This window comes from Cohnella sp. AR92, from assembly GCF_003990975.1.
GTDB lineage: Bacteria > Bacillota > Bacilli > Paenibacillales > Paenibacillaceae > Cohnella.
Genome location: NZ_RZJR01000020.1, coordinates 25,440 through 51,728, shown reverse-complemented (window position 1 = coordinate 51,728; position 26,289 = coordinate 25,440). Strand labels below are relative to the sequence as shown.

17 protein-coding genes are annotated in these 26,289 nt (G+C 50.7%); 1 reads left to right on the top strand and 16 read right to left on the bottom strand.

Annotated elements, in window-relative coordinates; all coding sequences use genetic code 11:
* Window positions 1-8: 8 nt before the first annotated feature.
* The 4 genes from ELR57_RS25215 to ELR57_RS25200 all read right to left on the bottom strand — a co-directional run bounded on the left by ELR57_RS25215 (window position 9) and on the right by ELR57_RS25200 (window position 10,390).
* Window positions 9-4,601, bottom strand: a complete 4,593-nt coding sequence (locus ELR57_RS25215; RefSeq protein WP_158630170.1) for an S-layer homology domain-containing protein — start codon at window positions 4,599-4,601, stop codon at window positions 9-11.
* A gap of 537 nt (window positions 4,602-5,138) precedes the next feature.
* Entirely contained in the window at window positions 5,139-6,242 is a 1,104-nt protein-coding gene (locus ELR57_RS25210; protein ID WP_126962232.1) for a response regulator, read from the bottom strand.
* 19 nt (window positions 6,243-6,261) lie between these two features.
* The gene (locus ELR57_RS25205; RefSeq protein WP_158630169.1) at window positions 6,262-9,348 is read right to left on the bottom strand and encodes an ATP-binding protein; all 3,087 of its coding nucleotides are present in this window, start codon (window positions 9,346-9,348) and stop codon (window positions 6,262-6,264) included.
* A 70-nt stretch (window positions 9,349-9,418) separates the two neighbouring features.
* Window positions 9,419-10,390: a tRNA dihydrouridine synthase gene (locus ELR57_RS25200; protein WP_126962305.1), complete on the bottom strand. Its 972-nt coding sequence runs from the start codon at window positions 10,388-10,390 to the stop codon at window positions 9,419-9,421.
* A 238-nt stretch (window positions 10,391-10,628) separates the two neighbouring features.
* Here ELR57_RS25200 and ELR57_RS28165 point away from each other — a divergent pair, with 238 nt between their 5' ends.
* The gene (locus tag ELR57_RS28165; RefSeq protein ID WP_238162689.1) at window positions 10,629-12,059 is read left to right on the top strand and encodes a chitobiase/beta-hexosaminidase C-terminal domain-containing protein; all 1,431 of its coding nucleotides are present in this window, start codon (window positions 10,629-10,631) and stop codon (window positions 12,057-12,059) included.
* Window positions 12,060-12,101: 42 nt separating this feature from the next.
* Here the strand turns inward: ELR57_RS28165 and ELR57_RS25185 are convergent, their stop codons facing one another.
* The 12 genes from ELR57_RS25185 to ELR57_RS25135 all read right to left on the bottom strand — a co-directional run bounded on the left by ELR57_RS25185 (window position 12,102) and on the right by ELR57_RS25135 (window position 26,222).
* The gene (locus tag ELR57_RS25185; protein ID WP_238162688.1) at window positions 12,102-12,794 is read right to left on the bottom strand and encodes a response regulator transcription factor; all 693 of its coding nucleotides are present in this window, start codon (window positions 12,792-12,794) and stop codon (window positions 12,102-12,104) included.
* A 4-nt stretch (window positions 12,795-12,798) separates the two neighbouring features.
* Window positions 12,799-14,946 (bottom strand): ATP-binding protein, encoded by a 2,148-nt coding sequence (locus ELR57_RS25180; RefSeq protein ID WP_126962228.1) that lies wholly within the window; start codon window positions 14,944-14,946, stop codon window positions 12,799-12,801.
* A 264-nt stretch (window positions 14,947-15,210) separates the two neighbouring features.
* On the bottom strand, window positions 15,211-17,934 hold the full coding sequence (locus ELR57_RS25175) for an S-layer homology domain-containing protein (RefSeq protein WP_238162687.1): 2,724 nt from the start codon (window positions 17,932-17,934) through the stop codon (window positions 15,211-15,213).
* A gap of 1,426 nt (window positions 17,935-19,360) precedes the next feature.
* A complete protein-coding gene (locus ELR57_RS25170) occupies window positions 19,361-19,735 on the bottom strand; it encodes a hypothetical protein (RefSeq protein ID WP_126962224.1) in 375 nt (124 codons plus the stop codon).
* 13 nt (window positions 19,736-19,748) lie between these two features.
* Complete coding sequence (locus ELR57_RS27975; RefSeq protein ID WP_158630168.1) at window positions 19,749-19,919, bottom strand: hypothetical protein; 171 nt, start codon at window positions 19,917-19,919, stop codon at window positions 19,749-19,751.
* Window positions 19,920-20,210: 291 nt separating this feature from the next.
* Window positions 20,211-20,975, bottom strand: coding sequence for an ABC transporter permease (locus tag ELR57_RS25165; RefSeq protein WP_192896618.1), 765 nt, complete (start codon window positions 20,973-20,975; stop codon window positions 20,211-20,213).
* Window positions 20,972-21,736 carry an ABC transporter permease gene (locus ELR57_RS25160; RefSeq protein ID WP_126962222.1) on the bottom strand — a complete coding sequence of 255 codons (765 nt, stop codon included), beginning with the start codon at window positions 21,734-21,736 and terminating at the stop codon, window positions 20,972-20,974. Before ELR57_RS25160 ends, ELR57_RS25165 begins: the two co-directional genes overlap by 4 nt.
* On the bottom strand, window positions 21,733-22,440 hold the full coding sequence (locus tag ELR57_RS25155) for an ABC transporter ATP-binding protein (protein WP_126962220.1): 708 nt from the start codon (window positions 22,438-22,440) through the stop codon (window positions 21,733-21,735). The genes ELR57_RS25160 and ELR57_RS25155 overlap by 4 nt, the downstream gene beginning before the upstream one ends.
* Window positions 22,441-22,513: 73 nt before the next feature.
* Window positions 22,514-23,521, bottom strand: a complete 1,008-nt coding sequence (locus ELR57_RS25150; protein WP_126962218.1) for a sensor histidine kinase — start codon at window positions 23,519-23,521, stop codon at window positions 22,514-22,516.
* Window positions 23,518-24,198 (bottom strand): response regulator transcription factor, encoded by a 681-nt coding sequence (locus ELR57_RS25145; protein WP_126962216.1) that lies wholly within the window; start codon window positions 24,196-24,198, stop codon window positions 23,518-23,520. The genes ELR57_RS25150 and ELR57_RS25145 overlap by 4 nt, the downstream gene beginning before the upstream one ends.
* Window positions 24,199-24,215: 17 nt before the next feature.
* The gene (locus tag ELR57_RS25140) at window positions 24,216-25,859 is read right to left on the bottom strand and encodes a M56 family metallopeptidase (protein ID WP_126962214.1); all 1,644 of its coding nucleotides are present in this window, start codon (window positions 25,857-25,859) and stop codon (window positions 24,216-24,218) included.
* 9 nt (window positions 25,860-25,868) lie between these two features.
* The gene (locus ELR57_RS25135; RefSeq protein ID WP_238162686.1) at window positions 25,869-26,222 is read right to left on the bottom strand and encodes a BlaI/MecI/CopY family transcriptional regulator; all 354 of its coding nucleotides are present in this window, start codon (window positions 26,220-26,222) and stop codon (window positions 25,869-25,871) included.
* Window positions 26,223-26,289 lie beyond the last annotated feature (67 nt).

Sequence of the window (26,289 nt, the reverse complement as noted above, 5' to 3'; positions counted from 1 at the left end):
CACTGATCTTAAATCAGTTCGGACTTCCGAAGCAGCCGCTGGATAACCGCCGCAACCTCGGCTCTAGTGATGTAAGCTTTCGGCGCGAGCTGCGTACCGCTTCTCCCCATGATAATGCCTGCTTGAATGCTGTTCGCGATGCTGCTCTTCGCCCAATCGGACGAAGCGGATGCGTCTGCGAACGGACTAAACAGCGATTCGGCCGATTGCTCCGAAAGTTTGGCGTTTAGACCGGTAATCTTCATCGCCTTGGCGATGATGACCATGGCCTGTTCCCGCGTAATCTTGTCTTGCGGGCGGAAGGAGCCATCGCCGATTCCGTCGATCAATCCGTATGCATATGCCGTACTGATGGCGCTTTTGTACCAATCCGACTCCTTGATATCCGAGAAAGGAGCGGCTTCTTTGCTTGGCTTCAACCCCAATCCGCGGACGATAATCGCCACGAATTCCGCACGGGTAATGTCTCGGTTCGGGCTGAACTTGCCATTGCCGGTACCTTCGGCAACCATGCGGGATCCCATGTCGTTCGCCGCATCTCTCGCCCAATGGTTCTCGACGTCGCTGAATTCGATCGGGTGCCACACGACCGAATAGGTGCTGTTGGTCAAGCTGTTGATGACGGCGTAATACTTGCCATCGATGACCATGACCTTGGTCGGCACATGGCGGGAAGTGCCGTCCGGATCGACGACGACGCCCGTCGTGATCTTGTTGGGGTCAATGCCGTCCGGAATGGCAATAGCACGTTCAACGTAAACGCTGAATGCTGCTACTTCTTCCGTCTTGTCCCCATAAGTCCACTTGACGATAAAGTCCATTGCCGACAAGACAGGCGTATAGCTTCCGTTCGTTGCCGCTTGCGAGACGACCTTGGCCATATCGTCCGGCGTTGTGCCGAATTGAAGCTCGACCTTGATGTCTTGAAGAGAAACCGTCTTGCCGATTTGGTTCGAAATCTCGTTCATGTTAATCTGCAAGGAAGGAACCGTGTAAATGGCACGATCGGTCTTCACGACCAGAGTAGCATGCAGATCTTCCATCTCCTGAATCAGCTGACCGTTAAGCTGAGCGACGACGACATCGGATTTGGTGCTCACCGGAACCGTCACGACCGCGCCGAATCCTTCGGCCGCAAGCTTGTCCTCAAGTTTCTTCTGATCGACGATGACGATCGTCCCCGATAGCCCGTTAATCGTCGTCGATTTTGCTATCCCTGCCTTCTCGACTTTGCCATTAACCAAAACGATGACGCCGTCTTCGGATTCGCTTGCTTCATTGGATTCCGAAGAATTTCCTGTTGACGGAGACGGATCGGGGCTTGAGCCTCCATTCCTAACCGTTACGGTGAATGTCTTGGTATCCGTCGATCCGGCTGCGGTCTCCCACTCCGTACCGTTCCATGTTTGCTTCTGGAACGTTACCGTTACCGTATGGCTTCCCGCGGTCGATGGCGAATAAAAAGACGTGTAATTGCCATTGCGGTCCTTCGCGAACGTTCCCATCTTGCCGCTCTCCGTCGAGCTCCAGCTAATTGGCACGTAACGCTCGTCACCGACAAATGCGCCGTCAGCCGATTCCCGGTCGCCCGCGGCCGTCAGCGTGACCTTACCGCCAGTCGTTACGCTGTCCGGACTTGCGCTAACGCTGTTGTTGTCGGAGTCCGCTTCGGTCGGTTCCGTTGCGGCCGTTACCGTTACCGTTGTCGTCTTCGTATCCGTCGTTCCGCTTACCGCCACCCACGCCGTACCATTCCACTTCTCCTTCTGGAACGTCGCCGTTACCGTGTGGCTTCCGACGGCCGAAGGCAAATAAGCACTCGTGTAGCTGCCGCTACCGTTCTTCATGAAGGTTCCCGTCTTGCCGCTCTCCGTCGAACTCCAGCTTACCGGCACGTAACGTTCATCGCCCACGAACGCGCCGACGGCCGATTGCCGATCGCCCCCAGCTGTAAGCATAACCGTTCTGCCAGTCGTTACGCTGCTAGGGCTTGCGTTGACAACGTTGCTATTGGCGTCTGCCGTCGTTGCCGTTGCCGTTACCGTTATCGTCTTCGTATCCGTCGTTCCGGTGACCGCCACCCACGCCGTACCGTTCCACTTCTCCTTCTGGAAAGTCGCCGTTACCGTATAGTCTCCGGCTGCCGAAGGCTTATAGGAAGCCGTGTAGCTGCCGTTGCCATCCTTCGTGAATGTTCCCGTCTTGCCGCTCTCCGTCGACCTCCAGCTTACCGGCACGTAGCGCTCGTCTCCTGCTATCGTGCCGTCATCCGCCTGGCGGTCGCCTTCTGCCGTCAAGGTGACCGTTCCGCCGGACGTAACGCTGTCCGGGCTTGCGTTGACCTTGTTATTGCCGGCATTCGCTTTATTCGGTTCCGCTGCAGCCGATACCGTCACCGTGGTCGTCTTCGTATCCGTCGCTCCGGCGACCGCTACCCACGTCGTACCGTTCCACGTTTGCTTCTGGAACGTCGCCGTTACCGTATAGCTTCCGGCGGCCGAAGGCGTATAGGCGGACGTATAGTTGCCATTATTGTTCTTCGTGAACGTTCCCGTCTTGCCGCTCTCCGTCGAGCTCCAGCTTACCGGCACGTAACGTTCGTCGCCGGCGATTGCGCCGTCTTCCGATTGCCGGTCGCCAATAGCCGTCAGCTTGACCGCCGTGCCCGACGTTACGCTGTTCGAGCTCGCGCTGACCGTGTTGTTGTCGGCATCCGCTTCCGTCGGTTGCGTCGGTTGCGTTACGGCCGTTACCGTCACGGTTGTCGTCTTCGTATCCGTCGCTCCGGCGACCGCTACCCACGTCGTACCGTTCCACATTTGCAGCTCGAACGTCGCCGTTACCGTATGGCTTCCGGAAGCCGAAGGCGTATAGGCAGACGTATAGTTACCGTTGTTATCCTTCGTGAACGTTCCCAGCTTGCCGCTCTCCGTCGAGCTCCAGCTTACCGGCACATAACGCTCGTCGCCGACAACCGTGCCGTTCGCCGATTGCCTGTCGCCCGCAGCCGTCAGCGTGATCGACGTGCCCGACGTTACGCTGCTCGGGTTCGCGCTGACCCCGTTGCTGCCGGCATCCGCTTCCGTCGGTTGCGGTTGCGCTACGGCCGTTACCGTCACCGTGGTCGTCTTCGTATCCGTCGCTCCGCTAACATCGTTCCACGCGGTACCGTCCCATGTTTGTTTCTGGAACGTGACGGTAACCGTATGGGTCCCCTCCGCCGCTGGCTTGTAATCGGATGTATATTTCCCGTTGCTGTCCTTCGCGAACGTTCCCGTCTTGCCGCTCTCCGTCGAACTCCAGTCTACCGGCACGTAACGCTCGTCGCCCACGAACGCGTCGTCCTCCGCCGGACCATCGCCTTCGGCAGTCAGCGTGACCGTTCCGCCGGACGCGACGCTGCTCGGGTTCGCGCTTACCTTATTGTTATCGGCATCCGCCGTCATTGCAACTGCTGTTACGTTGACCGTCTTCGTATCCGTTCCGTTATAATACCAAATGCCGCCATACCACATTTGCTTTTCGAAAGTAGCCGTTACCACATAATTGCCCGCCGCCGAGGGTTTGTAATCGGAGGTGTAGTTGCCATCGCTGTCCTGAGTGAACGTTACTGACTTTCCGTTCTCGCTCGATTTCCAACTCAACGGTACATACCGTTCATCGGTATTTTGCTTCCCTGCGGCTACCTCTTGGCGATCGCCTTTAGCCGTAAGCGTGATCGTTTCTTTGGACGAAACGACGCTCGGGTTGGCCGTGATGCTGTTCTTGGCAGGGTCCGCCTTCGCGATGACTATGATTACGGTCAAAGTCGGCGGAGATGTCAAGGAAACGGCGGGAGGCTGATCGTTCCACTGATCGTTATACCACATCTGCCTCATGAATTTAGCATCCAATGTCATTGTTCCGCCTGATTGAGGAGTGTACTGGGCAGTGTAGCTGCCATCGGCGCCGAGCGTGAAGGAACCGCCTGTATTGCCGCCGTTCTCGCTAGATGACCAAGTCAGCGGTAAATAACGTGTGTCCCCATAAGAGGGCGAACCGTTCGGAGATTTGTCCCCTTCCGCTGTCAGAGTGACCGTCTCGCCTCCGTTAATCGTCGTTGAGCTGATCGTAAGCTTGTTTTTGAGCTTATCGGCATTGTAAGCCTGAACGGTTACATACAGATCCATGTCGGGAGGCTGAATGGTCTGAGTGCTTTTCCATTCTTTTGCATATCCATCATATTCGAATGCTTTGAAGGAAACCGTCACTTTGAAGGTTCCTGTCATCGAAGGCGTGTACACGGAAGTGTATCGGTTGTCGCTGCCTAAAGTGAAAGAACCCGACGGACTGCCATATTCAGTCGAAATCCACTTGTCCGGAACAATCTTCTTATCCCCATGCGCGATTCCGTCTGCGAATTGACGATCGCCTTCCGCAACGATCGTGAAGGATGAGCCGCTGCTTATGGTCGTTCCAGGCTCGACTGCAGCCTTATCTTTGGATGTAATTGCCGTTGTCGGCGCCGGGGATACCAGGAACTGGGTCGTCTTAACGTCAACATCGCCGGTATTCACCCAATCGCTGCCGTCCCATACTTGCTTTTTGAAATAATACTTCAATTCAAATAAACCTAACGTACTGCTTAGGTTAAACCAAAGGATACCGGTATTCTCCAAGTTTGACATGCCGCCATCATAGTCGGTATACCAATGATCGAATACGTATCTCTCATCTCCGACAACTTCCGGAGAACTGTATTCTCTATCTCCCTCTACTGAACCGTTGTTTATTCTGATATTTCCGTTAGGTAAATACGACTGCACTGAAAGGTCTTGATACTTATTTCGGCTCGGATCCGCCAAAGTAGGGTCCGACGCAGCCGCTGCCTTTTGTCCGCCAAAAGCAAAATCAGGCAAAAGCAGGGCCAAAACGAGAAATCCCGCAATAAACCCTTTTAAACTTCTTATTCTTCGAGTCATCCTTCTGTCCCCTTCGTCGTATAATGTGAACTCGAGCTGCCGTTTTCTCAACAGGAATCGGCAATATTGTACAACAAGGGAATAAACGCAGAATAAACAAACAGCGACTTTAGTCCTAGATAGAACGACAAAAAAAGAAGAGTCCCCCGTCGTTTCGGGACTCTTCTCCATCTACTCTCAGCTATTCGCGTTTGCAAGCAATTCGGATATGCGGGGATCGGGCAGCGTCCCAAACTCGAGCCTTAGGGATTCTTCCAAGCGATGATATTGCCGAAGCGCCTCCGTTTTTCTTCCCAGCTCGATATATAATCGGATCGTCTCCTGAGCAATGTCTTCTCGAATCGGATCCCACTTCAGAATATCGACAAAGTACTGGAGCGACTGATTTGCCTCGTTCTGCTCCAGGCAAAGCCTTGCGGCAGCTTCCAGCAATTCGAGATAACTCGCCTCAAGCCGACGCGACTGTTCGCCGGCCCAATCATATCCTTTGCCATTCAACAGCGGCCCTGCGTACAGCAATTTCGCCCGTTGGAACAGATCATGGCTCTTAGCCGGATTCAGACGAATCTGCTTCAACAGTCGTTCGAACTCGTACAGATCGCAGGTTATACCGCTCTCTTCGATCCGAATCTCGTTTCTGCCGGCGACAATGATGCCCCCCGCATTATCCGTATCGATAGCCTTCCGAATATAGTATAACGTCGAGTTTAAATTTTTCCACGCCTTCTCAAGCTCCAATCCGCTCCACAACGTATCGACGATCTCTTCGCGAGTGACGGAACCTCTGCACAGAAGAAAAGCAAACAGCTCCTCTGTCTTCGGGCTTCTCAGCTTTAAAGGCTCTTCCAACCGATTCCGAGTAAAAGCCTTTAATCCATTGAACAATCGAACCTCCAGAGCCGGCTTGGCAAGCTCCGTCCTCCGTCTCGCTTTTATTCGGTTCAGGGTTTGGGACAACCGTTCGGCCGTTGCGGGCTTGATCAGATAATCCAGCGCGCTTCTATCGAAAGCTTCAACGGCATAGTGGTTATAAGCGGTAACAAAAACCACTTCGATGCCGGGATCGATCGCGTGAAGCCGTTCGGCCAGCTCCATCCCGCTTATTCCCGGCATTGCGATGTCCAGGAAAGCGACGTCTATCGGGTTCGTTCTCACGTATTCGCAAACTCCCAACGAATTGAGAAACGTTTGGCACCTATCGATCTCGCCGCTGTCGAATAGCATTTTCTCTAACCGTCTTACCGACAGCTCTTCATCGTCTACTACGATGGCGCGCAGCATGCTTTAGCCTCCAATCCGCTCAATCCGGAAATGCCGGAATATCGAAATACACCTTCGTGCCTATGCCTTCTTGACTTTCTATCCGAATGGTCTTGCCGTACAGGAGCCTCAGGCGCTGACTGATGTTCCATAGGCCGACGCCTCTCTGATTATCGTTCATTCCGATCGCTTCTTCCCGCACTTTGTCATTCATCCCGGAGCCGTTATCTTCGACGGCGAAGCGAATCGTATCGTCTTCGCTTTGTTTAACCTCTATTCGGACGGTTCCGCCCTCTAAGGTAGACATCAAGCCGTGTCTGATCGCATTCTCTACCAACGGCTGCAGAATCAGCGGAGGAATTCGCGCATTCCGATCGGCATCCACGTCGTATTCGACTTGCAATCTATCTCCGAAGCGCGCCTTTTCGATGATGATATAGGCTTGGACCAGCTCCATCTCGTTCGCCAATGTAGTAAAGGAGTCCAACTGCTTGAAGTCAAAGCTGTTCCGCAAATACATCGACAGCTGGAGAGTCAGTTCCTCCGCCTTGGCAGGGTCGTATATACAGAGCGCGGCAATCGAGTTCAAGGCGTTGTTCAGAAAATGAGGCTTGATCTGAGAGCGCAAAAAGGCGATCTCCGCGTCTCTGGCGGTTTGCACGGATGCCTTCAAATGGATCAAGCTTCGAACGCGCGCCTTCAGCTCCTCCGATTCGAACGGTTTGCCTACAAAATCGTTCGCCCCGCCTTCCATCGACAAGACGATCTCGGCAGCCCTATTATTCGCCGTCAGCATAAGCACCGGCAGCTCGGAGGAAGATTGCCTAGCCCGAATCGCTCGCAGCACTTCATAGCCGGACATGTCGGGCATACGAACGTCGAGGATAACCAGGAAGAAATCCCGTTTTCTCTCCAGCTCCGTTAATGCCAATTGCCCGCGATTGACCACAACGAGAGAATATCCCTCCAGAGCGAACAGATTCATCATCGTTTGCAGGTTGGCAAAATCGTCGTCGACGACAAGAATCGATTCCGGCCTGGCGCCTTCGATGTAGATCGGATATTCGATATCGGAGCTTGTTGCATTCGAGTGCGGAAGCTTCAACTCCTCTTCCAGGCTTGCGCTTGCTGCCTCGAACCGCGAAATGGGGAGCGTAAACCGGAATTCAGAGCCGTTGCCCGGGGTCGAGATAACCTTAATCTCCCCGCCGTGAAGCTCCACCAATTCCTTCGTAATGCTTAAGCCGAGACCCGTCCCGTTTCTATTCTTGGTCACTACCGGATCTACTTGGTCAAACGGGTTAAAGATACGCTGCTGCATATCCTCCGCTATTCCGATCCCCGTATCGCGGACGCGGATCTCCACCTTATCGAGGATAACGACGGAACCGATCTCCACCGATCCCTTCTCGGTAAACTTGACCGCATTCCCCACTAAATTATGTAGGATCTGAACAAGCCGATTGCTATCCGCATGCACGGCCGGCATATCCTCCGGCACATTGTTGACAAGCTCGATCGGCTTGCCTCCTAGCAGGAACGAGTGAATGCGGACGATCGAGTCGACAACGGTCTTTAGATCGATGACGCTTCTATGCAAGGCGATATCGCCATTCTTCATTTTCGAATAATCAAGCAGTTCGTTCACGAGCTGGGTTAATCGGCGCCCGCTGTCCATCACAATAGTCAAATTTTTAGCCTGCTTTTCGTTGACGGCTCCCGCCGCCCCTTGCAGCAAAGTATCGGTAATGTTCACGATGGCGTTCAAAGGAGTTCTCAGCTCATGCGAAGTGTTGGAGAGAAAATCGTCCTTGATCTTGTCCAGCTTGAGCAATTGTTCCTTCATTTGGTTAATCGTATGATAGGCCTCGAAAAAGCGAAGAACAAGGAGAAAGACAATGATGCAGTTAAAGAGGAAAATATAGAATTGCCCTAGCCAGAGATTCTCCGTTAAGGATAAAGCGAACAACAACAGCGCTATCGAATATAGATTGACGCTAAGAATCGACATAAACAACAGGAAGGATTTGAACCGGTCCGCTCTGGCGCTTCTGATATAGAGCACGGCCACTCTCGCAAGAAGCCCGAATAGCAAAGTTTGATAAAAAATAGTGGCGCCGGAATAAAGAATCACATACCACCGAATGGGAAGAACGACAATCAGCACAACTAATATGCCCAGCACGATCGTCGTCGCTTTGGTCCACTTCAAAGAAATAATGTTCTTCTGCAATTGATAGAAGAAGATGGTCAGCATGATAAACGCGGTTAGCGAGCTGATGTCCTTGAGTTTATATAAAAATTCGAATGAAAATCCGGGCAAGTACAGAAAGAGAGGCCGTTCTCCGGTCAGTCCGCTATAAAGGGCAAAGAACAAGCATAGAATGGCGAAAGAAAGCAGGGAGAAGTCCGTCCGGCGGTAAATAGCGGTGGTTGCAAAGCAGATGAAGAAAATGAGAGACAATGTGGCAAGAATGGCAAACAAGCTGAACTCGCGCATAACGTCCTTCTGATGCTGCTGCATCATGACCGCTTGATCGCCAAAATAAAGGGATACCGGTATGCCCGCATTTACATAATCGTAATTGGAGACTTGAACGATAATCTCCACATCGCTTCTATCGGCAGTAAAATAACCGATCTGCGGAGCGTTCCCCGCTCTATAGCTTGAGGCGTCCCCGGACGGCTTGCCGTCCTCAAGCAGTTTGGCTCCGTTTACGTAAATCGTGCTGGCAAAACGAACATTCATTTTTTTCAAGGCAAAGGAACCGCTAACGGGCAAGTGGGTCAATGTCATCCGGTAAGTAGCGGAACCGTCAGCGGGAAAAGATTGACCATCGATTCGTTTGCCGTTCCATTGCCCAGGTACCTTCATATAAGCGGTGCGTACCGGTTTTTCATTCGTCTTGAAGTCTTCTGGAGTCAGCAATCGGTTCCAATAAAACTCCCAATCCCCGTTTAGTCTAATGCTTTTAGTATGAGGATTCGTCCAGGAGGCGAGGTCCATCACGCCGTCTCGAACCTGCAGAACATCTGCGTCTCTTTGGCTCTCCATATACATGGTTAGCGGAATGAATGAGAAGGCAAGGAAGCTGACGAGACAAACCAGCAAGGTTCTTCTGAGCACGATAGACGCTCCTCCGGCGGTGATGCTTCTCATTCTCTCATTATCGTTTCTTCGTGTCTAGAAAAACGGGTCAATCAGCGTGCTTGCCGCTAAATTCATCCAGCAATGCGCGCACTTCGCTTGTCGACTTTGCGTTCATTAAGGTATTTCTTAATTCGCTTGCCCCTCGGAATCCACGGACATAAATTTTAAAGAAGCGAGTCATTGGCTTGAACAAACGCGGTTCCAGCGCAGAATATTGATCATGGAGATCCAGATGAAGCCGTAAGAGGCCGAGCAATTCTTCGCTGCTATGCTCCCTCGGCTCCTTCTCGAAGGCAAACGGATTGTTAAAAATACCGCGCCCGATCATAACGCCGTCTACGCCGTATTGTTGGGCGAGTTGTAAGCCGACTTGACGGTCGGGTATGTCTCCGTTTATGGTCAACAGCGTATCCGGAGCCACTTCATCGCGAAGCTTCTTTATCTCCGGGATGAGTTCCCAATGAGCGTTTACCTTGCTCATTTCCTCTCTTGTCCGCAGATGAATGGATAGATTAGCGATATCTTGTCTCAGGATATGGGTTAGCCAATCGCGCCATTCGTCTACCGCGCTGAACCCGAGCCTTGTTTTGACGCTTACGGGCAGTCCTCCGGCTTTGGCCGCTTGAATGATGTCTGCTGCGACTTCGGGACGACAAATCAAGCCGCTTCCCTTCCCGTTCTCCGCAACGTTGTCTACGGGGCACCCCATATTGATATCTATGCCCTTAAACCCTAGTTCCGCCATGCCGATGCTCATCTGACGGAAGTATTCCGGCTTATCTCCCCATATGTGCGCGACAATGGGTTGTTCATCCTCCGTAAAAGTCAAACGACCGCGCACGCTATGGTGCCCATCCGGGTGGCAATAGCTCTCCGTGTTCGTGAACTCCGTAAAGAAAACATCGGGTCTCGCCGCTGCGCTCACGACATGGCGAAAAACGACGTCCGTCACATCTTCCATGGGCGCCAGTACAAAGAAAGGGCGCGGCAGCTCGCGCCAAAAATTAGTTGTTGTCATATCAAAAACCTCTCCGACTCTGTTCATGGTCATGCTTCTTCTACCCTTATAGCATGTTAAGCACCTTTTATCAAACGGCATAAAATCCTAACTGAACGCATGGCAAAAAAAAGTGCGATCTTAAAGTTTTCTTTATGTTTCATAGTTGTGCTAATCTATCATGATAAAATCGCAAGGAGGAAAATCGATATCATACTTCAGGAGGACAAACGATGAGAAAAAAATGGTTGGTTTACTGATGGCGATGCTGCTGCTCATAAATTCCGCCATCTGCTATGCCGATAGTGCAACAGCTGCTAAGTCTGCAGCCGATTTTGCAGACTTGAAGGATCTGGACGCGGCAACGAAGGCCAAGTTCGACGCCATGATCAGCGCTGGGATTTTCGACGGCGTCAGCGATACGACATTCGGGCTCAAAGACGAGATGAACCGAGCCCAGTTCGCCAAGGTTGCGGCATTGATTATGGGCCTTGATGTCAATAAAGATCTGAAGGCGTCCAGCTTCAGCGACGTCCAAGCGGATGGCGCCAATGGTTATGCGCTGCCCTATATTGAAGCGCTCAAAACTGCCGGCATTACGGATGGTTATGGCGAAGGTACATACAATCCGGCCGGCAAAGTAACCAAGGAGCAGCTGGCCACGTTCTTGGTCCGAATCCTAGGCAAGGACGCGGACGCCAAGGCAACGCCAGGCGTGAATGATTCTACTGTATCTGACTGGGCAAAGGGGTATGTCGCCTTGGCTTTGAATCAAAAACTGTTGTCGAACGGATCGGACGGGAAGTTCGGCGGGACAACCAACGCAACGCGCGATCTGCTTGTGCTAGGCTCATACGAAACCAAGGGGCAATACGAAGCACAGGAAGAACAGAAAAAGAAAGAGGAAGAAGAGAAGAAGAAGGAAGAAGAACGGAAGCAAGAGGAAGAAGAAATGAAGAAACAGGAAGAGCAGAATTCGTCGCCCGCTCCGCAGCCCGTACAGGCTACCGTCGAGACTCCAACGGCACTTCCCGCAGGGGGCGCTGTCGTGTCGGATACGCAAATATCGCTTAGCGCAACGAGTGGCGCTACGATCTACTATACGACAGATGGCAGCACTCCGACGAAGACGAATGGCCACGTCTATAGCGCTCCGATCGTCGTGAATAGCGCAATGACGATCAAAGCTATTGCGGTACGCTCAGGCATGAGAAACAGCAACATCCTGTCAGCTTCGTACACTATTATCGTGCCGAGATCGGCGCTGGATCTGATCAATGAAGCGTCGGAATCCGGAGATTGGACCGATGTTACTGTGACGACTTTCGGCGATGCAGGCGTTACGGGCGTTACGGCAGAGAACCTATCTGCCGTCCAATACAATTTGGAAATCGACGCAACGCCGCTTCCAAGAACATTGGCTCAAATTCAAGCGATTGTTGTTGAGACTAATCAATTAATGGTGGTACAGACAATCTATGATTATTTGAGAAATCCCTTTGGAGAATCTGCACCTGACGAAGAAGTATTCGCTAGCGCAGGCATAACCCAAGTGACAGCTTCGAACTTAAGTCAAATCTTAGATGTCCTAGTAACGGCCTATCAAGATTCCCAGAATCCATTTAGCGGTGGAACGCCCATGTCTACTAAACAAGACATCCAGGACGTTATTGACCTTTACTTGCAATAAGAAGCACAACAGCGGCGAGATAGGGAAATGACCCCCTCGCCGCTATTTATTTCTAGCCACCAACATATACCCGCTCCCCCGAATCGTAACGATTCTCTCCGGATTGGCAGGGTCAGTCTCGATTTTTTTGCGTAAATTGCTTATGTGTACCGCGACCGTTCTCGTATCCTCCAGACTCTCCATTCCCCAGATGAGCTGAAACAACGCATCGACACTGACGACACGATTGACGTTTTGTGCCATATAGGACAGCAGACTGAACTCTTTTTTCGATAAAAAGACGGATTCACTACCCACGTTGGCGGACTGTGCGTAGAAGTCCAGAGTCAAACCCGGTAACTCCAGCAGTTGTTCCCTTCTGCCCTTGGACACTCTGCGAAGATGAGCCTTGATCTTGGCCATAAGGACTCCTGGACTGAACGGCTTGGTCACATAATCGTCGCCGCCATAGGATAATGCGCTGATTTTGACCTCGTCCTCCTCGCGGCTGCTTAGAAAAACGATCGGCGCATTCGTGTAGCTGCGTGCATTCATGCACCAATCAATGCCGTTTTCATTAGCCAGCAGTACATCCAGTACGATCAAATCCGGCTCGAAAGACGCAAGCAGCTCCATGGCTTCTGTCCCGCTGTGACTGTAGGAGGATAGGTACCCCTCCCTCTCGCAATACGCCTGAACAATCTCGCATATATGGGGATCATCATCGACGATCATGATTTTGTGCTTGTCCATCATACCGTCACCTTCCTTCTTCTCCAATGCAAGGAAGCAATACATAGAATATCGACCCCGTCTTGCCGTCGCTCTCCGCTCGAACCGTCCCTCCATGCGCTTGCACGATTTCCCTGCAAATCGCCAACCCGAGCCCGCTTCCCTCAATGCCCTTCTCCATGCCGGGTCTATCATACCTGTAATTGCGATCGAAGATTTGCTCGAGCTGATCTGGAGGAATACCCATGCCGGAATCTTGTACGCTAATGATCGCATAGCGGGCATGATTTACCTCGTCCACATCTAACGCAATACGCACCACCCCGCCTCTAGAGGTGAACTTCATCGCGTTCGACACGAGATTAAATAACGCCTGATCTATTCTTTGCGCATCCATCTCGACAACAGGAACGTTAGAGCGTTGATCTTCCGCCTCTCCGATATCAAGAATGAAATCCAGCCCTGCGTCACGCACAACCAGCTCATATTGTTCATAGAACCGGCGCAAGAAGTGAACCGCATGAACCTTCTCCATTCGGTACGAGACTTGTCCCGTCTCCAAATGCGACAAGAAGGACAACTCCTCGATCATGCGGTTTATTCTTATCGTGTTATCCCGGATATACTTCAGGTACTGTTCATTGCGTTCCGGCTTAACCATATCCTGCACAGCTTCTACATAACCAAGCATGCTGGACAGCGGCATACGCAGATCATGCGTAATATAGGCAAGGAGCTTCTTCCTCCCTTGTTCGGAGTTAAGCAACCGGTCATATGAAGTGCGGAGATCATCATGAGCTGCGGATAAGTCCTGCGTGCGTTCCTGCACGGTTCGTTCCAAATTCATATTCATTTCGGTCAGCTTGTTGTTAGCGTCCTGCAGCTCGCGGGCAATCCTCTCCTCGTTCGATGCCGCCCTCGTAAATCTCGAAGAAAGCAGAATCATCTGTGCAATCGTAAACACCAACAGACCAAGCGGAGAAGTATTTCCGATTCGAGACCATCCGTTGAAATATAAGAAATCGTTGATGACCGTCACTAGAGTAACCATCGACACCAACAGGAAGATCAGCGCTCCCTCCATACGCCGCACAGCCGCATGGATCAGCCCAACCATCAGATAAACCATATGCAGAACAACGATCACACCGATTACCAGTAACAATTTCGAATATATTAGTGCAGGGGTCACCACAACAACTAGACAAAGTGCGCCGGTTGCGATCCGGGTGCCAAGACGAAACCATCGCGACACATAATTCGGGAAAATGCAATCAAAATACATGGTGATGATATACCCACAGATGCAAAGAATCAGATACTCGATCTTGAACTGCAATTCCCACGGAAAATGAGGAAACAATTGTGTAATCATGAGCTCGCCGACCAGCAAGGATCGGATACCGAACAACACGGTGAACAGACCGAAATACAACGGCGCCCTATCCTTGCGTCGCTGCAAGAACAACAACAGATTATATACGCCAATCACCAGCAGGCTTGCAGTTATGAATATCTCTGAGGCAATTTTCAGATTTGTCCTGACCGTTAACACGTCACTGCCGCCCAGCTCGATATACTTGGTGATGCCGCCTCGCTTATGATGGAAGTTCGCTACTTGCATAACCAGCTCCAGCCTGTCAATCCCCGGCTGGATGAACACCAGCTTCGTCGCCAGATGCGGTATCACGCTGCTCTTGTCTTGACCAACCGCACCGACTTCTGCCAGCAGCTCGCCATTCACCCATAATTTATACGCATGGAAAATGGTAGGCAGCCGCAGAGCAAGTCGCTCGTTCCGATCCCGCTCGCTAAGCTCTATGACCAACCGAAAGGTTGCATAACCTGTACCGTTCAGCTTCTGACCATCTAACCGATAGCCTAGCCAGGAGCTCGGGATACTGATCCAACGATCATGATTTTCGTCCCTTGCTAAGCGATTCTGGATGTCCTCCGGTGACAGCAGCTCTTGCCAGTAGAACGCCCACTCCCCTCTTAACTTTATCGGATTCTTACTGATATGAACCTGCGTTAAATCCAGAATGCCTTCTTTACTTTGGAACTTAGGGGAGTCCGGCGCAGAGATGACGGCATAGCTTGCAACTAAACCGACAATAACGGCAGCCGCTATATAAAGCAAGATAGTACGAGAACCGAATCGGAGAATACCCCTCATGATGAGACCGACCCCAATCGACAGGATGCGAGATAATTTAGTTATTATTAATAATAGCATCATTAATAGAAAATGTGCCTAGCAAATATCTAAGAGGCGTTGAATACAAACTTCACGATGAGTTCCCTCTTTGAACGTAAGAAAAACCGTCCACCCCACGGACGGTTCATTAACGTGCGTATACGAATAAGCCTCCATTTCCACTGTATTAGAGTGGCGATGGAGGCTTATTATCAAGTCAGTGTTGAGATTCCGAACGGCTACTTAAATCAAGTCGGATTTTTGCAACAGTCTCTGAATAATCGTTGCAACCTCAGCCCTAGTCACGAAATCCTTCGGCGCAAGCACGGTTGCGCTTCTACCGGATACAATTCCGGCCTGTACGCTTTCCGCAACTTCGCTTTGCGCCCACGCGGATACGCCTGCGGCATCTTCATATTGGCGTAAAGTCGCGTCTGTCGTCTGAACGGGCAGCTTGGTCTTTAATCCGGTAAGGGCCATCGCTTTGGAGAGAATAACCATTGCCTGTTCTCGCGTGATCTTGTCATTCGGGCGGAAAGTACCATCCTCGAAGCCGCTAATGAGATGATACGTATACGCCGTATTAATCGCGCTGCTATACCAATCCGATGCTTTAATATCCGAGAAAGTCATCGCTCCGCTCTCTAGCTTTAGCCCTAGTCCGCGAACAATGATAGCGGCAAATTCCGCGCGGGTAATCTCACGGTCAGGGTTAAACATGCCGTCCCCTATGCCGTCGATGACCATTCGCGCCCCCATGTCGTTTACCGCATTTTTCGCCCAATGGTTCACTACATCGGCAAACTCAATCGGATGCCATACGGTAGCATACGTACTGTTGGACAAGCTGTTGATGACCGAATAAAATGTACCGTCGATCATTACGACCTTCGTCGGAACGTGGCGAACCGTTCCGTCGGGTTCGATCACGACGCCTGTCGTAATCTTGCTCGGATCAACGCCATCCGGAATGGCAAGCGTTCGTTCCACGTACTCGCTAAATTTAGAGATTTCGATTGTCCTATCGCCATACGTGACTTTTACGCTAAAGCCCAGCGGGGGTGCGACAAGCGCGAATGTTCCTTTCGCAGCCGCATTCTCGGCGACTTTTACCGTATCCGAATTCGGCGTAGCGATTTCGATACGAACCTTGATGTCTTGCAGTGTAACCGTACTACCGAGTTGATCGGCTATTGCGCGAATGTTGATTTGCTGTGCCGGAAGCGTGTAGGTTGCCCGATCCGTATTGATCTGAAGAAGCGCTTGCCTGTCTTCCATGCTCTTGATCATCTGACCGTTTAGCTCGCCAACTAGAATGTCTGATTTGGCATTTGCCACGATTGTAACGACGGAATTTTGCGCCTCGGACTTCAGCTTTTCTTCCAGTTTTTGCTGGTCCACAACAATAGTCGACATCGTCTGATCGTCTCGTTTGGAATTCACCATTTTACCCAGGTTTTCAGCTTTTCCGTTAAACAGTACGATCACATCGAGATCCGAAGGCGTCGATGGCGTAAAATTGCCGGTTGGAGAAGGTGCGTTCACCGTTACTTTAGCCGCGCTGCTTGTTGCCGTTGCCGTTTGGGTGCCCGTTGCGCCGCTGTCCGTGTTGGTCACGACGACGAAATAATACGTCGTACCTGCCGTCCCCGTCGGCGCGTTATACGTGGCGCTCGTCGCTCCCGGGATCAAAGTGCCGCCGCTCGTACTGTTGGTCGTGTTGCTGTACCATTGGTAGCTCAGCGATACGCCACCGCTTGCCGCTACGCTTAAGCTCGCGCTTCCTCCTACGTTCACCGTCTGATTCGCCGGCTGCGTGTCGATGCTTGGCGTGGCCGCGTGGGTCAGCGCATTCACTGTTACCTTAGCAACGCTGCTCGTTGCCGTTGCCGTTTGACTGCCCGTTGCGCCGCTGTCCGTGTTGGTCACGACGACGAAATAATACGTCGTACCTGCCGTCCCCGTCGGCGCGTTATAMGTGGCGCTCGTCGCTCCCGGGATCAAAGTGCCGCCGCTCGTACTGTTGGTCGTGTTGCTGTACCATTGGTAGCTCAGCGATACGCCACCGCTTGCCGCTACGCTTAAACTCGCGCTTCCGCCCACGTTCACCGTCTGATTCGCCGGCTGCGTGTCGATGCTTGGCGTGGCCGCGTGGGTCAGCGCATTCACTGTTACCTTAGCAACGCTGCTCGTTGCCGTTGCCGTTTGACTGCCCGTTGCGCCGCTGTCCGTGTTGGTCACGACGACGAAATAATACGTCGTACCTGCCGTCCCCGTCAGCGCGTTATACGTGTCGCTCGTCGCTCCCGGGATCAAAGTGCCGCCGCTCGTACTGTTGGTCGTGTTGCTGTACCATTGGTAGCTCAGCGATACGCCMCCGCTTGCCGCTACGCTTAAGCTCGCGCTTCCTCCTACGTTCACCGTCTGATYCGCCGGCTGCGTATCGATGCTTGGCGTGGCCGCGTGGGTCAGCGCGTTCACCGTCACCTTGGCTGCGTTGCTTGTTGCCGTTGCCGTTTGMCTGCCCGTTGCGCCGCTGTCCGTGTTGGTCACGACGGCGTAATAATACGTCGTACCTGCCGTCCCCGTCGGCGCGTTATACGTGGCGCCCGTCGCTCCCGGGATCAAAGTGCCTCCGCTCGTACTGTTGGTCGCGTTGCTGTACCATTGGTAGCTCAGCGATACGCCACCGCTTGCCGCTACGCTTAAACTCGCGCTTCCTCCCACGTTCACCGTCTTGTCCGCTGGCTGCGTGTCGATGCTTGGCGTGGCCGCGTGGGTCAGCTCGTTCACCGTTACCGTCACCGCATACTGCTGCGTGCTGTTGTCTGCTGCTGTCACCGTATACGTTACTGGACTGCTAAAATTCTGCGCCACCCCGCTATTCGGCGACACACTCGCACCCGTATGTGTTATCGTCGGTACTAACGACGTCACGTTCGTCCCGTATGGAACCGTCAGCGCCACTGTCTTCGTACCCTCATTTACGGTACCTGTCACCGCCGGCGTCAAACCGCCAAACGAGAATCCGGTTATCGCCTTCTCTGAACTAACAGAAGGAGGAGGATCTACAGAAGCATTTTTAATAGTAAAGTTAATTAAATTAAAACTTTCATGGAGCGTTCCACTATCCCTCGTATAGTAAACCCGGAAAGAATCAATAGATTTTCCATTTGCAACAGAATAATCGATAGGGAAATCAGATGTTATTAACGAGTCTTTTGCATTTGAATACGGTACGGTTGAGAATTGTTCAATGCCGGCAGCATAACCTTTCACTGTAACATTAGAAAAACTCCCATCATCATATTCGCCTAAATATAGCCTGCCTAATTCAAAGCTGCCCAATAAACCCGCTGCCGTTATTTCAAAATAAACCGTTTCAGAACCGGTAGAGTTGTTGTTACCATTAATAAAAGCTCCATACTCATCCGCCATAAGTCCTGACCTGGACGCAGATAACTTAAAAAATCCGTCCGGACTGTCCCGGAGGTTTCCAGATTGCGTATATCCAGTGAAATCTTGCGTCCCGTTCGGCAACATAGTGGCATTGGCCTTCGTCGTTACCATCCCGGATAACATACCTAAAATTAACGTTAGAACTGGTACGAGTGCGATGCTCCGCCTATGAAATCGTGCAAACATGTTTATCCTCCCCCGTCAATAATCGCAAAGTACGAAATTTCCCCCACGATCTGATCTGATTCCTCTCGATTTTTCTCCTCCTATTTTATCATGGTAAATTGGACCAGTTGTGAATTACAAAAAAAACTTTAAACTCGCGCTTAACGTTTATTGCGCATTTGAAGATGGGAAAATGGCAGGTCAATTGCCTCTCTCTGTCCGTAGATACTTATCTCTACATTACTTTCTCAAAGCGAAACATTTCGTCAAAATATTCATTATCCATTGTGTCATCCGTTTCATCAGGGTCATTCGGGTCGATTATGGTATTTATTGTAAAAACTCTACAATATGAAAGCAGCCGCTCCAGAAACTCACGACTGTTCATGTTACCCACCAGCAGCATTTCCTTTGCACCGTCATAGTCCAAATACAGTTCAAGCCCGTTTGGGACACCAAAACATGTTGATGTATTTGTAAAAATTGCAACGGGCGTTTGACCGAGTCCAGAGTCGGATATCACTCTTGCTCAATTATGGTCATACCGCTAAAAGGATGACGCTCACTGGATTAAAGCTAAGCTTTCTAGTCAATCGGTAGACACGATACAAAGATCAGATTTGATCTAGACGGGTTATTGCATGTCTCGACATAAAAATCGCCTTGTCCCATTAAAGGGACAGGGCGATTTTTATGTTCGCACATCAGTGCGCCAAGACCAAGCTGGATTTCGGAAGCGATTTGGCCTCAACTTCCTTGATCGCAGCAACTACGCAACTTTTCTGCTTAAATTTGCTAATAAAGCGAATTCACGACCCACCCGCTTGCCTGTGTCGACATAGCCATTTGCATCGATGACTGGTACATCGCGAATTGCTGCACAAGTTTTGCTCGCAGCGCCGGCCGAAGCAGTTGCGGCAACCTTCTTGCTGTCCGATGATTCCGCAGTCCGTGCTTGGAAAGATGAATTTTCCTTCTGCATTAATTTTTGCGCCGATGCTTGCATATCCTGCGCAGATTTCAAAAAATTCACAATTCCGGTTGCTGCTATCTTGATATATTGCTCATATGGCTTGTTCTTCGAAATGAACTTTGAGAATAAAGACGGGTTCGCACCCAGACTATTGGAAGATTGGAAACTCAAAGACGTCGTTCTGTTAATCCTGTCGCTTTAAGTAGTCCATTTCTTCGGTGCGCAGCTTCTTGCCCAGCATGAGCATATTTCGAATAGATGCCAAACGCGATTGATCCTTCGTCGTGCGTGCGTCCTTGCATTGCTGCATCGCTTTGAAATATTCACTGACCGGCTGCACGGATTTTATCTTCACGACATCCCTCCTAATTACAAATATCATCACATGCAACGATACCTTGGTCCAAGTATGTGATTGTAAAGACCCTCTCTCATGACAGCAAGCTTCGCTTCGTCAAAAAACTCCAAATGTTACTTCAAATTTATCATTGTAGATCGGCCCATTTGTGGAATATAAAGAAAACTTTAAGTTCGCTCTTATAACGCGTTTCTGGCAACAGGCGATGCTAATCTCTCTCGTCGAAGCCAGCGCACAAGCCGGAAACCATCACCCGCGTCGTCAGTTATTTTCCAATGTTACCTCGATTCACGCATCTCGCTTTCGGTATACGGTAGCAGCAATAATGATTGCGGCAAGTGTCCAAGCACTCAAAAGGATGCCGCCTTGCACTGGGGTGAGCGCACTTGCATGTTCGGGCCGCGGAGTCCATCTCCCAACTCCTGCCGTATCCGGAAGATACTTTGCGAGGTCTGCTTGCTCCCGTATAAGCGGTTCCGCTATGAAGTAATAGCCGAGAATGATCGAGAGCGCAGGAAGCATCCGGCGCAGAACAACTCCGATTGCCGCACTGATCAGTGCGGTCAACGTGAGGTATCCGCTTACTCCCAATATGGCGGACATAAAATTTCCCCATACAATAGGAGTCCCGGCATCTCCGATTAATATTTCGGTTAGCAGAACTCCAGAAGATGATACAACGAATGCAGCAGGGATGAGCACGACTGTCAGCGCGAATAACGCCGAGAAAATCTGGATGCCTCGCAGCGGCATTGCCGTCAGTGTTGTGCGAATCTGACCGCCGTTATATTCGGAGCAAACGGTCAGTATACCAAGGATCATAAGTCCCGCTTGCGAATAACCGACTGAAGCCAACCCGATTTCCAGCTTGCTCTGTGTGGAGGCTAAGCCCTGTAATCCGGCGTTTGAGTAAGCGCAGGCCAGAATAAGATTGACGATAAAAGTACCGCAGAGGGTATACCATGTAATTGGCAGCGAATATAACTTTGACAGCTCCGCCTTGATCGCCCGACGCATTTCTTGGCCATACGTCCGGGTTATCGACGTACTCATAGATCCCTCCGACAAAAGGTAACCGTTCCAATGCTCAATAATGCTGTCACCCAAGCCGCCATGACTACACCGCCCCAAATCGGCGTGAGTGGACTCCCGGCATCTTTGATTTCAACGAACATGCGAATTCCGGCCATATCCGGCAGATAGTTCGCCAAAGGGGTGACGCGTGTCAGCAAATAAGTCACGCTCACGACGGAGGTATTCAGAAGCAGAACGGCCATCGGCAGAGCGGCATGCCGTGTCAGGATCGTAATTCCAAAGGCCATAAGCGCGGTAAGCACCCAATAGCATACAACGCCGATAAACCGGGAAATATCGGCAATCCCAAGCTCAGGAGCATGCTCCGCAAGGATGATCCGAACCGCTACTAATGTGAGAGCAATGGCGATGATGGCGAGAATGGCGCTAACCGTTGCAACGGCAGATGCTTTCGACATCAGAAAACGAATTCGTGATGGGTTGGCGGTCAAACTGGTGGTCAACTGGCGTCCGCCGCCGGATTCTTCACTCTCGGTGAAGTATTCGCTACTGATTGCTATAACGCCAACAATAATAACGCCCATAACGCCGAACCCCAACTCTTCAAATCCGATAGGGTACTCGACCGCTGTTTGTACGCTTTTTTCGATTTCGAAAAGCTCCTGAAAGGAGCGGATTACGGCGATTGCAGGCGCAACAAGGATGCCGACCGCAACTGCGATCCATATGGCGGGTAAGGAGAGAAGCTTTGAAAGCTCTGCGGCAAGCGCATTTTTCATGAGATGTCCCTCCTCGCGGTAAACGCGAAAAAGGCATCTTCTAATGTCTTATGGGAACCGACGATATCGGTAAGCGTACCGCTCGCCACAATGTGCCCCTTATTGAGAATAACAATGTCGTCTACCGTTTCGGCGGTTTCCCCCATCAGATGGCTCGATAGTAATACGGTGCGCCCTGATGCCGCACGTTCACGGAGAAACGTCCTGAGCCAACGAATTCCCTCGGGGTCAAGCCCATTCGTAGGTTCGTCCAATATCAGAATCTCCGGATCGCCAAGCAGCGCGGCAGCCAGGCCTAGTCGCCGCGCCATGCCAAGAGAGTAACGGCCAACCCTCTTCGAGGCAGCATGGGCAAGCCCTACCATTTCGAGGACTTCGTTGACCCGAGAACGGGGAAGCCCCGCGGACCTGACAATCCAGTTCAAATGCGCTCGCCCTGTACGCAACCGATGCGCTCCCGATCCGTCAAATACGGCGCCAACGGTCGTTAGCGGATCGGTAAGCTGGACGTATGGCACGCCATTGACCAGCGCAGTGCCTGAGGTCGCCCGGTCAAGTCCCAATAGGATTCGCAGAGCAGAACTTTTCCCTGCGCCATTGGGACCGAGGAACCCGGTTACGCGACCGGGCTTAGCTTTAAAGCTAATGCCGTTTAGGATATTGTGCGACCCGCGGCGCTTAGTTAACTGTTCGATAGTTATCAAGCATAACACCTTCCTTGTCTTGGTTATGCTTCACATCCTATCGAACCAAATCTAAAATCAGGGAAGGTTATTTCTAAGTTTGGTCTAATTTTTTTCCGATCCGCACGGTCGTTCCCTCCGCATCGGAACTAAAATGGACTTGCAGCCCCATTTCCTTCAGCATGTACTTTGAAATCGTGAGTCCCATGCCGGCGCCGCGATTGGCAGACTGGGTCCCCATCCCCGGTCCATGATCTTGAATGATAAACCGCTCTTGCCCGATATCCACAGCAATACCGATAAACCTACCATCGTCCGCATGGCGAAGGACATTTTGAAACAGGTTGCCAAGCACGCGCGTCATCCATTGCGAATCGATGTCCCATGAGAAGGTCGCATCGAACGGCAAGTCAGCGTCTATACGGAAGCCTGCGTTCTCAAATGCCGGATACCATGATGCAACAGAGGATCTTAAGAGTCGAACCATATCGGTGGGCTCGGGATGGTACGGGTATTTGCCCGCAGTAAGCAATGTATAGGATAAAAGGTCATCCATTAGCTCGCTAATATGCGTAATCGTGTGGTCAATCGCCGTGAGAGAGGCCACACCTTCCTGGCTGAGAGGCTCCCTATGCAATCTGGAGGCGTGCCCGCGAAGAGCGGTGAGCGGCGTCCGTAAATCATGGGACAGATTGGCAATCAGTTGCTTTCTGAGCGATTCTTCTTCTTGCTCCCGCAGGCGGCTATCGCGAAGCTTCCGAATCATCTGATTAAACGAAGCCCCCAACTGATCCACTTCGTTCATACCAGAAGCGCGCTCCGGGATCGGTTCTGGAATCCAGGAACCTTCCCCGGGAACAGTCATCGCCTTTTGCAGGCGGACGAGCCGCTGCCTAAGGCGATAAAAAAACACCCCCGATACGGAAATAAAGGTGGCAATGATGAGGGCGATCAAACCGGATATGCTGCGTGTCGTATCCATGCTTGACGGGTCAGAAGACGGATTCACGCCAGCTACCATCATAAGGATCATTACGGGAAGCAACGCAAGGCCCAGGAAATGAACCACTAAGTACCGTCGAAAAAAAGAGCGTTGTTTCATATTTTCACCCGATATCCAATGCCGCGTACGGTCTGGATAATTACCGGCGCATTGGGATCCTGTTCCAGTTTTTCGCGAAGGTGACGAATATGGACGGACAGAGCTTTATCTCCATTGATGTATGGCTCTGCCCAGACAGCCATCCATATTTGCTCTTGCGTAAGAATTTGATTCGGATGGCGAAGGAAACACTCAAGAATTTGGTATTCCTTTCCGGTCAAGGCAACTCCTTCTCCGGTAAGCTCGTTGAACACCGTGCGTCCGGCAAGATCAACAAGGATGTGCTGTCCAAGCTTGATGCGATCCGGGAGTCCCGTTCCACTGCGTCGGAGCAGCACCTCTATTCTGGCAGCTAGCTCATCGAGGTGAAAAGGCTTGGTGACATAATCGTCGGCAAACTGCAGCCCTTGCAGCTTATCATCGACAGCCGCTCGTGCGGATAGCAGCAAAATGGGCACCGAAGGCGCTGCTTTCTTCAATCGCTGGCCTACCGTAAAACCATCCAGTCCGGGCAGCATGATATCGAGAATAACCACATGAATCCCCTGTATATCGTTTTCCACCTCTTCACCGGATAACAGCCAACGAACGACATATCCCCGCTTTTCAAGTTCCTCCTGAACCCAGCGTCCGATTTCTTGATTGTCTTCTATTAATAGAATCCGTTTCTCTTTCATGATACCAGTAACCACCTTTATTTCGTTACAATAAAGAAGTCATTTTTTTTAAGATACTTGATTCGTTCCGAATAATCTTGTTTTGCAACAGTTTCCGAAAGGATATTGTTCGACACTAACAAGTCGTAAAATGATTTCAGCATCTGTGCAGATATATGATACGGGATACTCTCGACCGTAACCATCATCCTTTGACCGTCAATCAGAACGGAAGCTATTTTTTCAGGTTGTACAAGTTCGATCTGTACGCCGTTCCCGTCGATGATGAAATACATCTCCTTCCCATTTTCAAGCACTAAATGTTTTACTTCTGCCCCGTTTGCCAATCGATACTGAACCTCTTCCATTGAATATCCCGGATTCGGATCATGTTTCAGCAGCCATATGGCAAACTCTTTTGCGTCGACTTCTTTTGTATCGTATTTTTTCCAAACTGCGCCTTTATCTTTGCTTATCTGAATGGCGTTATCCGTCATGACGCGAAGAGAGATTTCGTTGTCCATATAAACGGCTCGATACTTTGAAACCATAAGGCTGTCTATCAACTTCGGTACATCATATTTCTTGTTGAATGTGAGATCGATCGGATTTAAAGACATATCGGTGTCGGCACCTTGATATAGCGAGGGCACACTATAGGCTTTAGGTTCGTCGACATCCGTTGAAGCTTCCGTTTTGTCCAATGCTGATGTCGCAAAGACGATAACGACACCGACTGCAAGCCCAATAGCGAGAAGCATCGTGGCGATCGTGACTTTCTTGGTTCTCATGATCGATATAATCCTTTCTTCGGTCGAGTTTTTGGAAAAGCTGCTAATCATCGGCGACAAACCGATTTTCTTCTCTTCCAAACGGACAAGTGCCCTAGCATAAGCAGGTTTCGTGTTTTCCCCGAATTTTCGAATGACGGTTTCATCACAGAATAGCTCGATATCGCGGTTGGCAAGAATATACATGGCCCATACAAAAGGGTTGAACCAATGGACGCATACGCTAGCGGCAAGAATCCATTTCTTTAATGTGTCGAATCGATTGATGTGCGTAAATTCGTGGGTTAGGATAAGCGCAAGTTGTTTCTCATCGTCATAGTCTAAATTTTTCGGCAAGAGTACGACAGGCCGAAAAATACCGTATGTAAGCGGAGTTGAAAGATGATCTAGTTGCCTGATTTGAACCTCTCGCCATAACAAATTCGAATGCTGCCATTTTTTTATAAAATCGTTTTTAATAGGCACGGCCATTTTGTAGATTTTGCGATACCTTATATGCGGAATGATAAAAAATAAAGCACACAAAGTAAAACCAACTACCCAAACCCATACGATAGGCGATATTATCTGTGAAGCCGTCTTCAATGGCATAATCGGCGCGGTCGCGTGTTCTGTAATGGATGGAAGGATTGCCGTAGTTCCATTAATAGACGTTGAACTTCCTTGCGTGGGAATCGCTTTGGGCGCTGCAAACATTCTGCTTACATGTTCCGCTGCCGTAAAAATGCTAAATGGCGATGGAACGGAAACAGGTACAAGCAATTGAAGCAACGCAACACCCCAAAGAAACATAAAGGTCATTTTGGGAAGCTTGTGAATAAGCAAGGAACGCAAGAAAATAACGGCAAGAATAAAGACGGAAGCCGAGATACTTATTTGAAGCAACGACATTCCCTCACCTCATTCCAAACTATCGATTAGGCGTTTTAAGCGATTTATTTCTTCTGTCGATAGCCGTTTCTGTCCCAATAAGGAAGCAATCAATCTGTCGGGGGCTCCATCGTACATTTTGTTAATCAACTCGGTTGTTTCGTGTTCTTGCGCTTGCTCTCGCGTAACGAGCGCATGGCAAACGAAATTAGGTTCTCGTCGCTCGATCGCCCCTTTATCGAGACATCTCTTGATAATGGTGTACGTTGTTGTTTTACTCCAACCTACTTTTTCTTTTGTCATTTCTGCAATTCTCTTTGCGGGGGTATCGCCTTCTTTCCACAAGATTTCCATAATATTAAGCTCGCTATCGAATAACTTCATAACCAAATGAGCACCTCTTTCACATTCATTCTACTGCCGTAGAATCACATATCAACATTCTACTGTA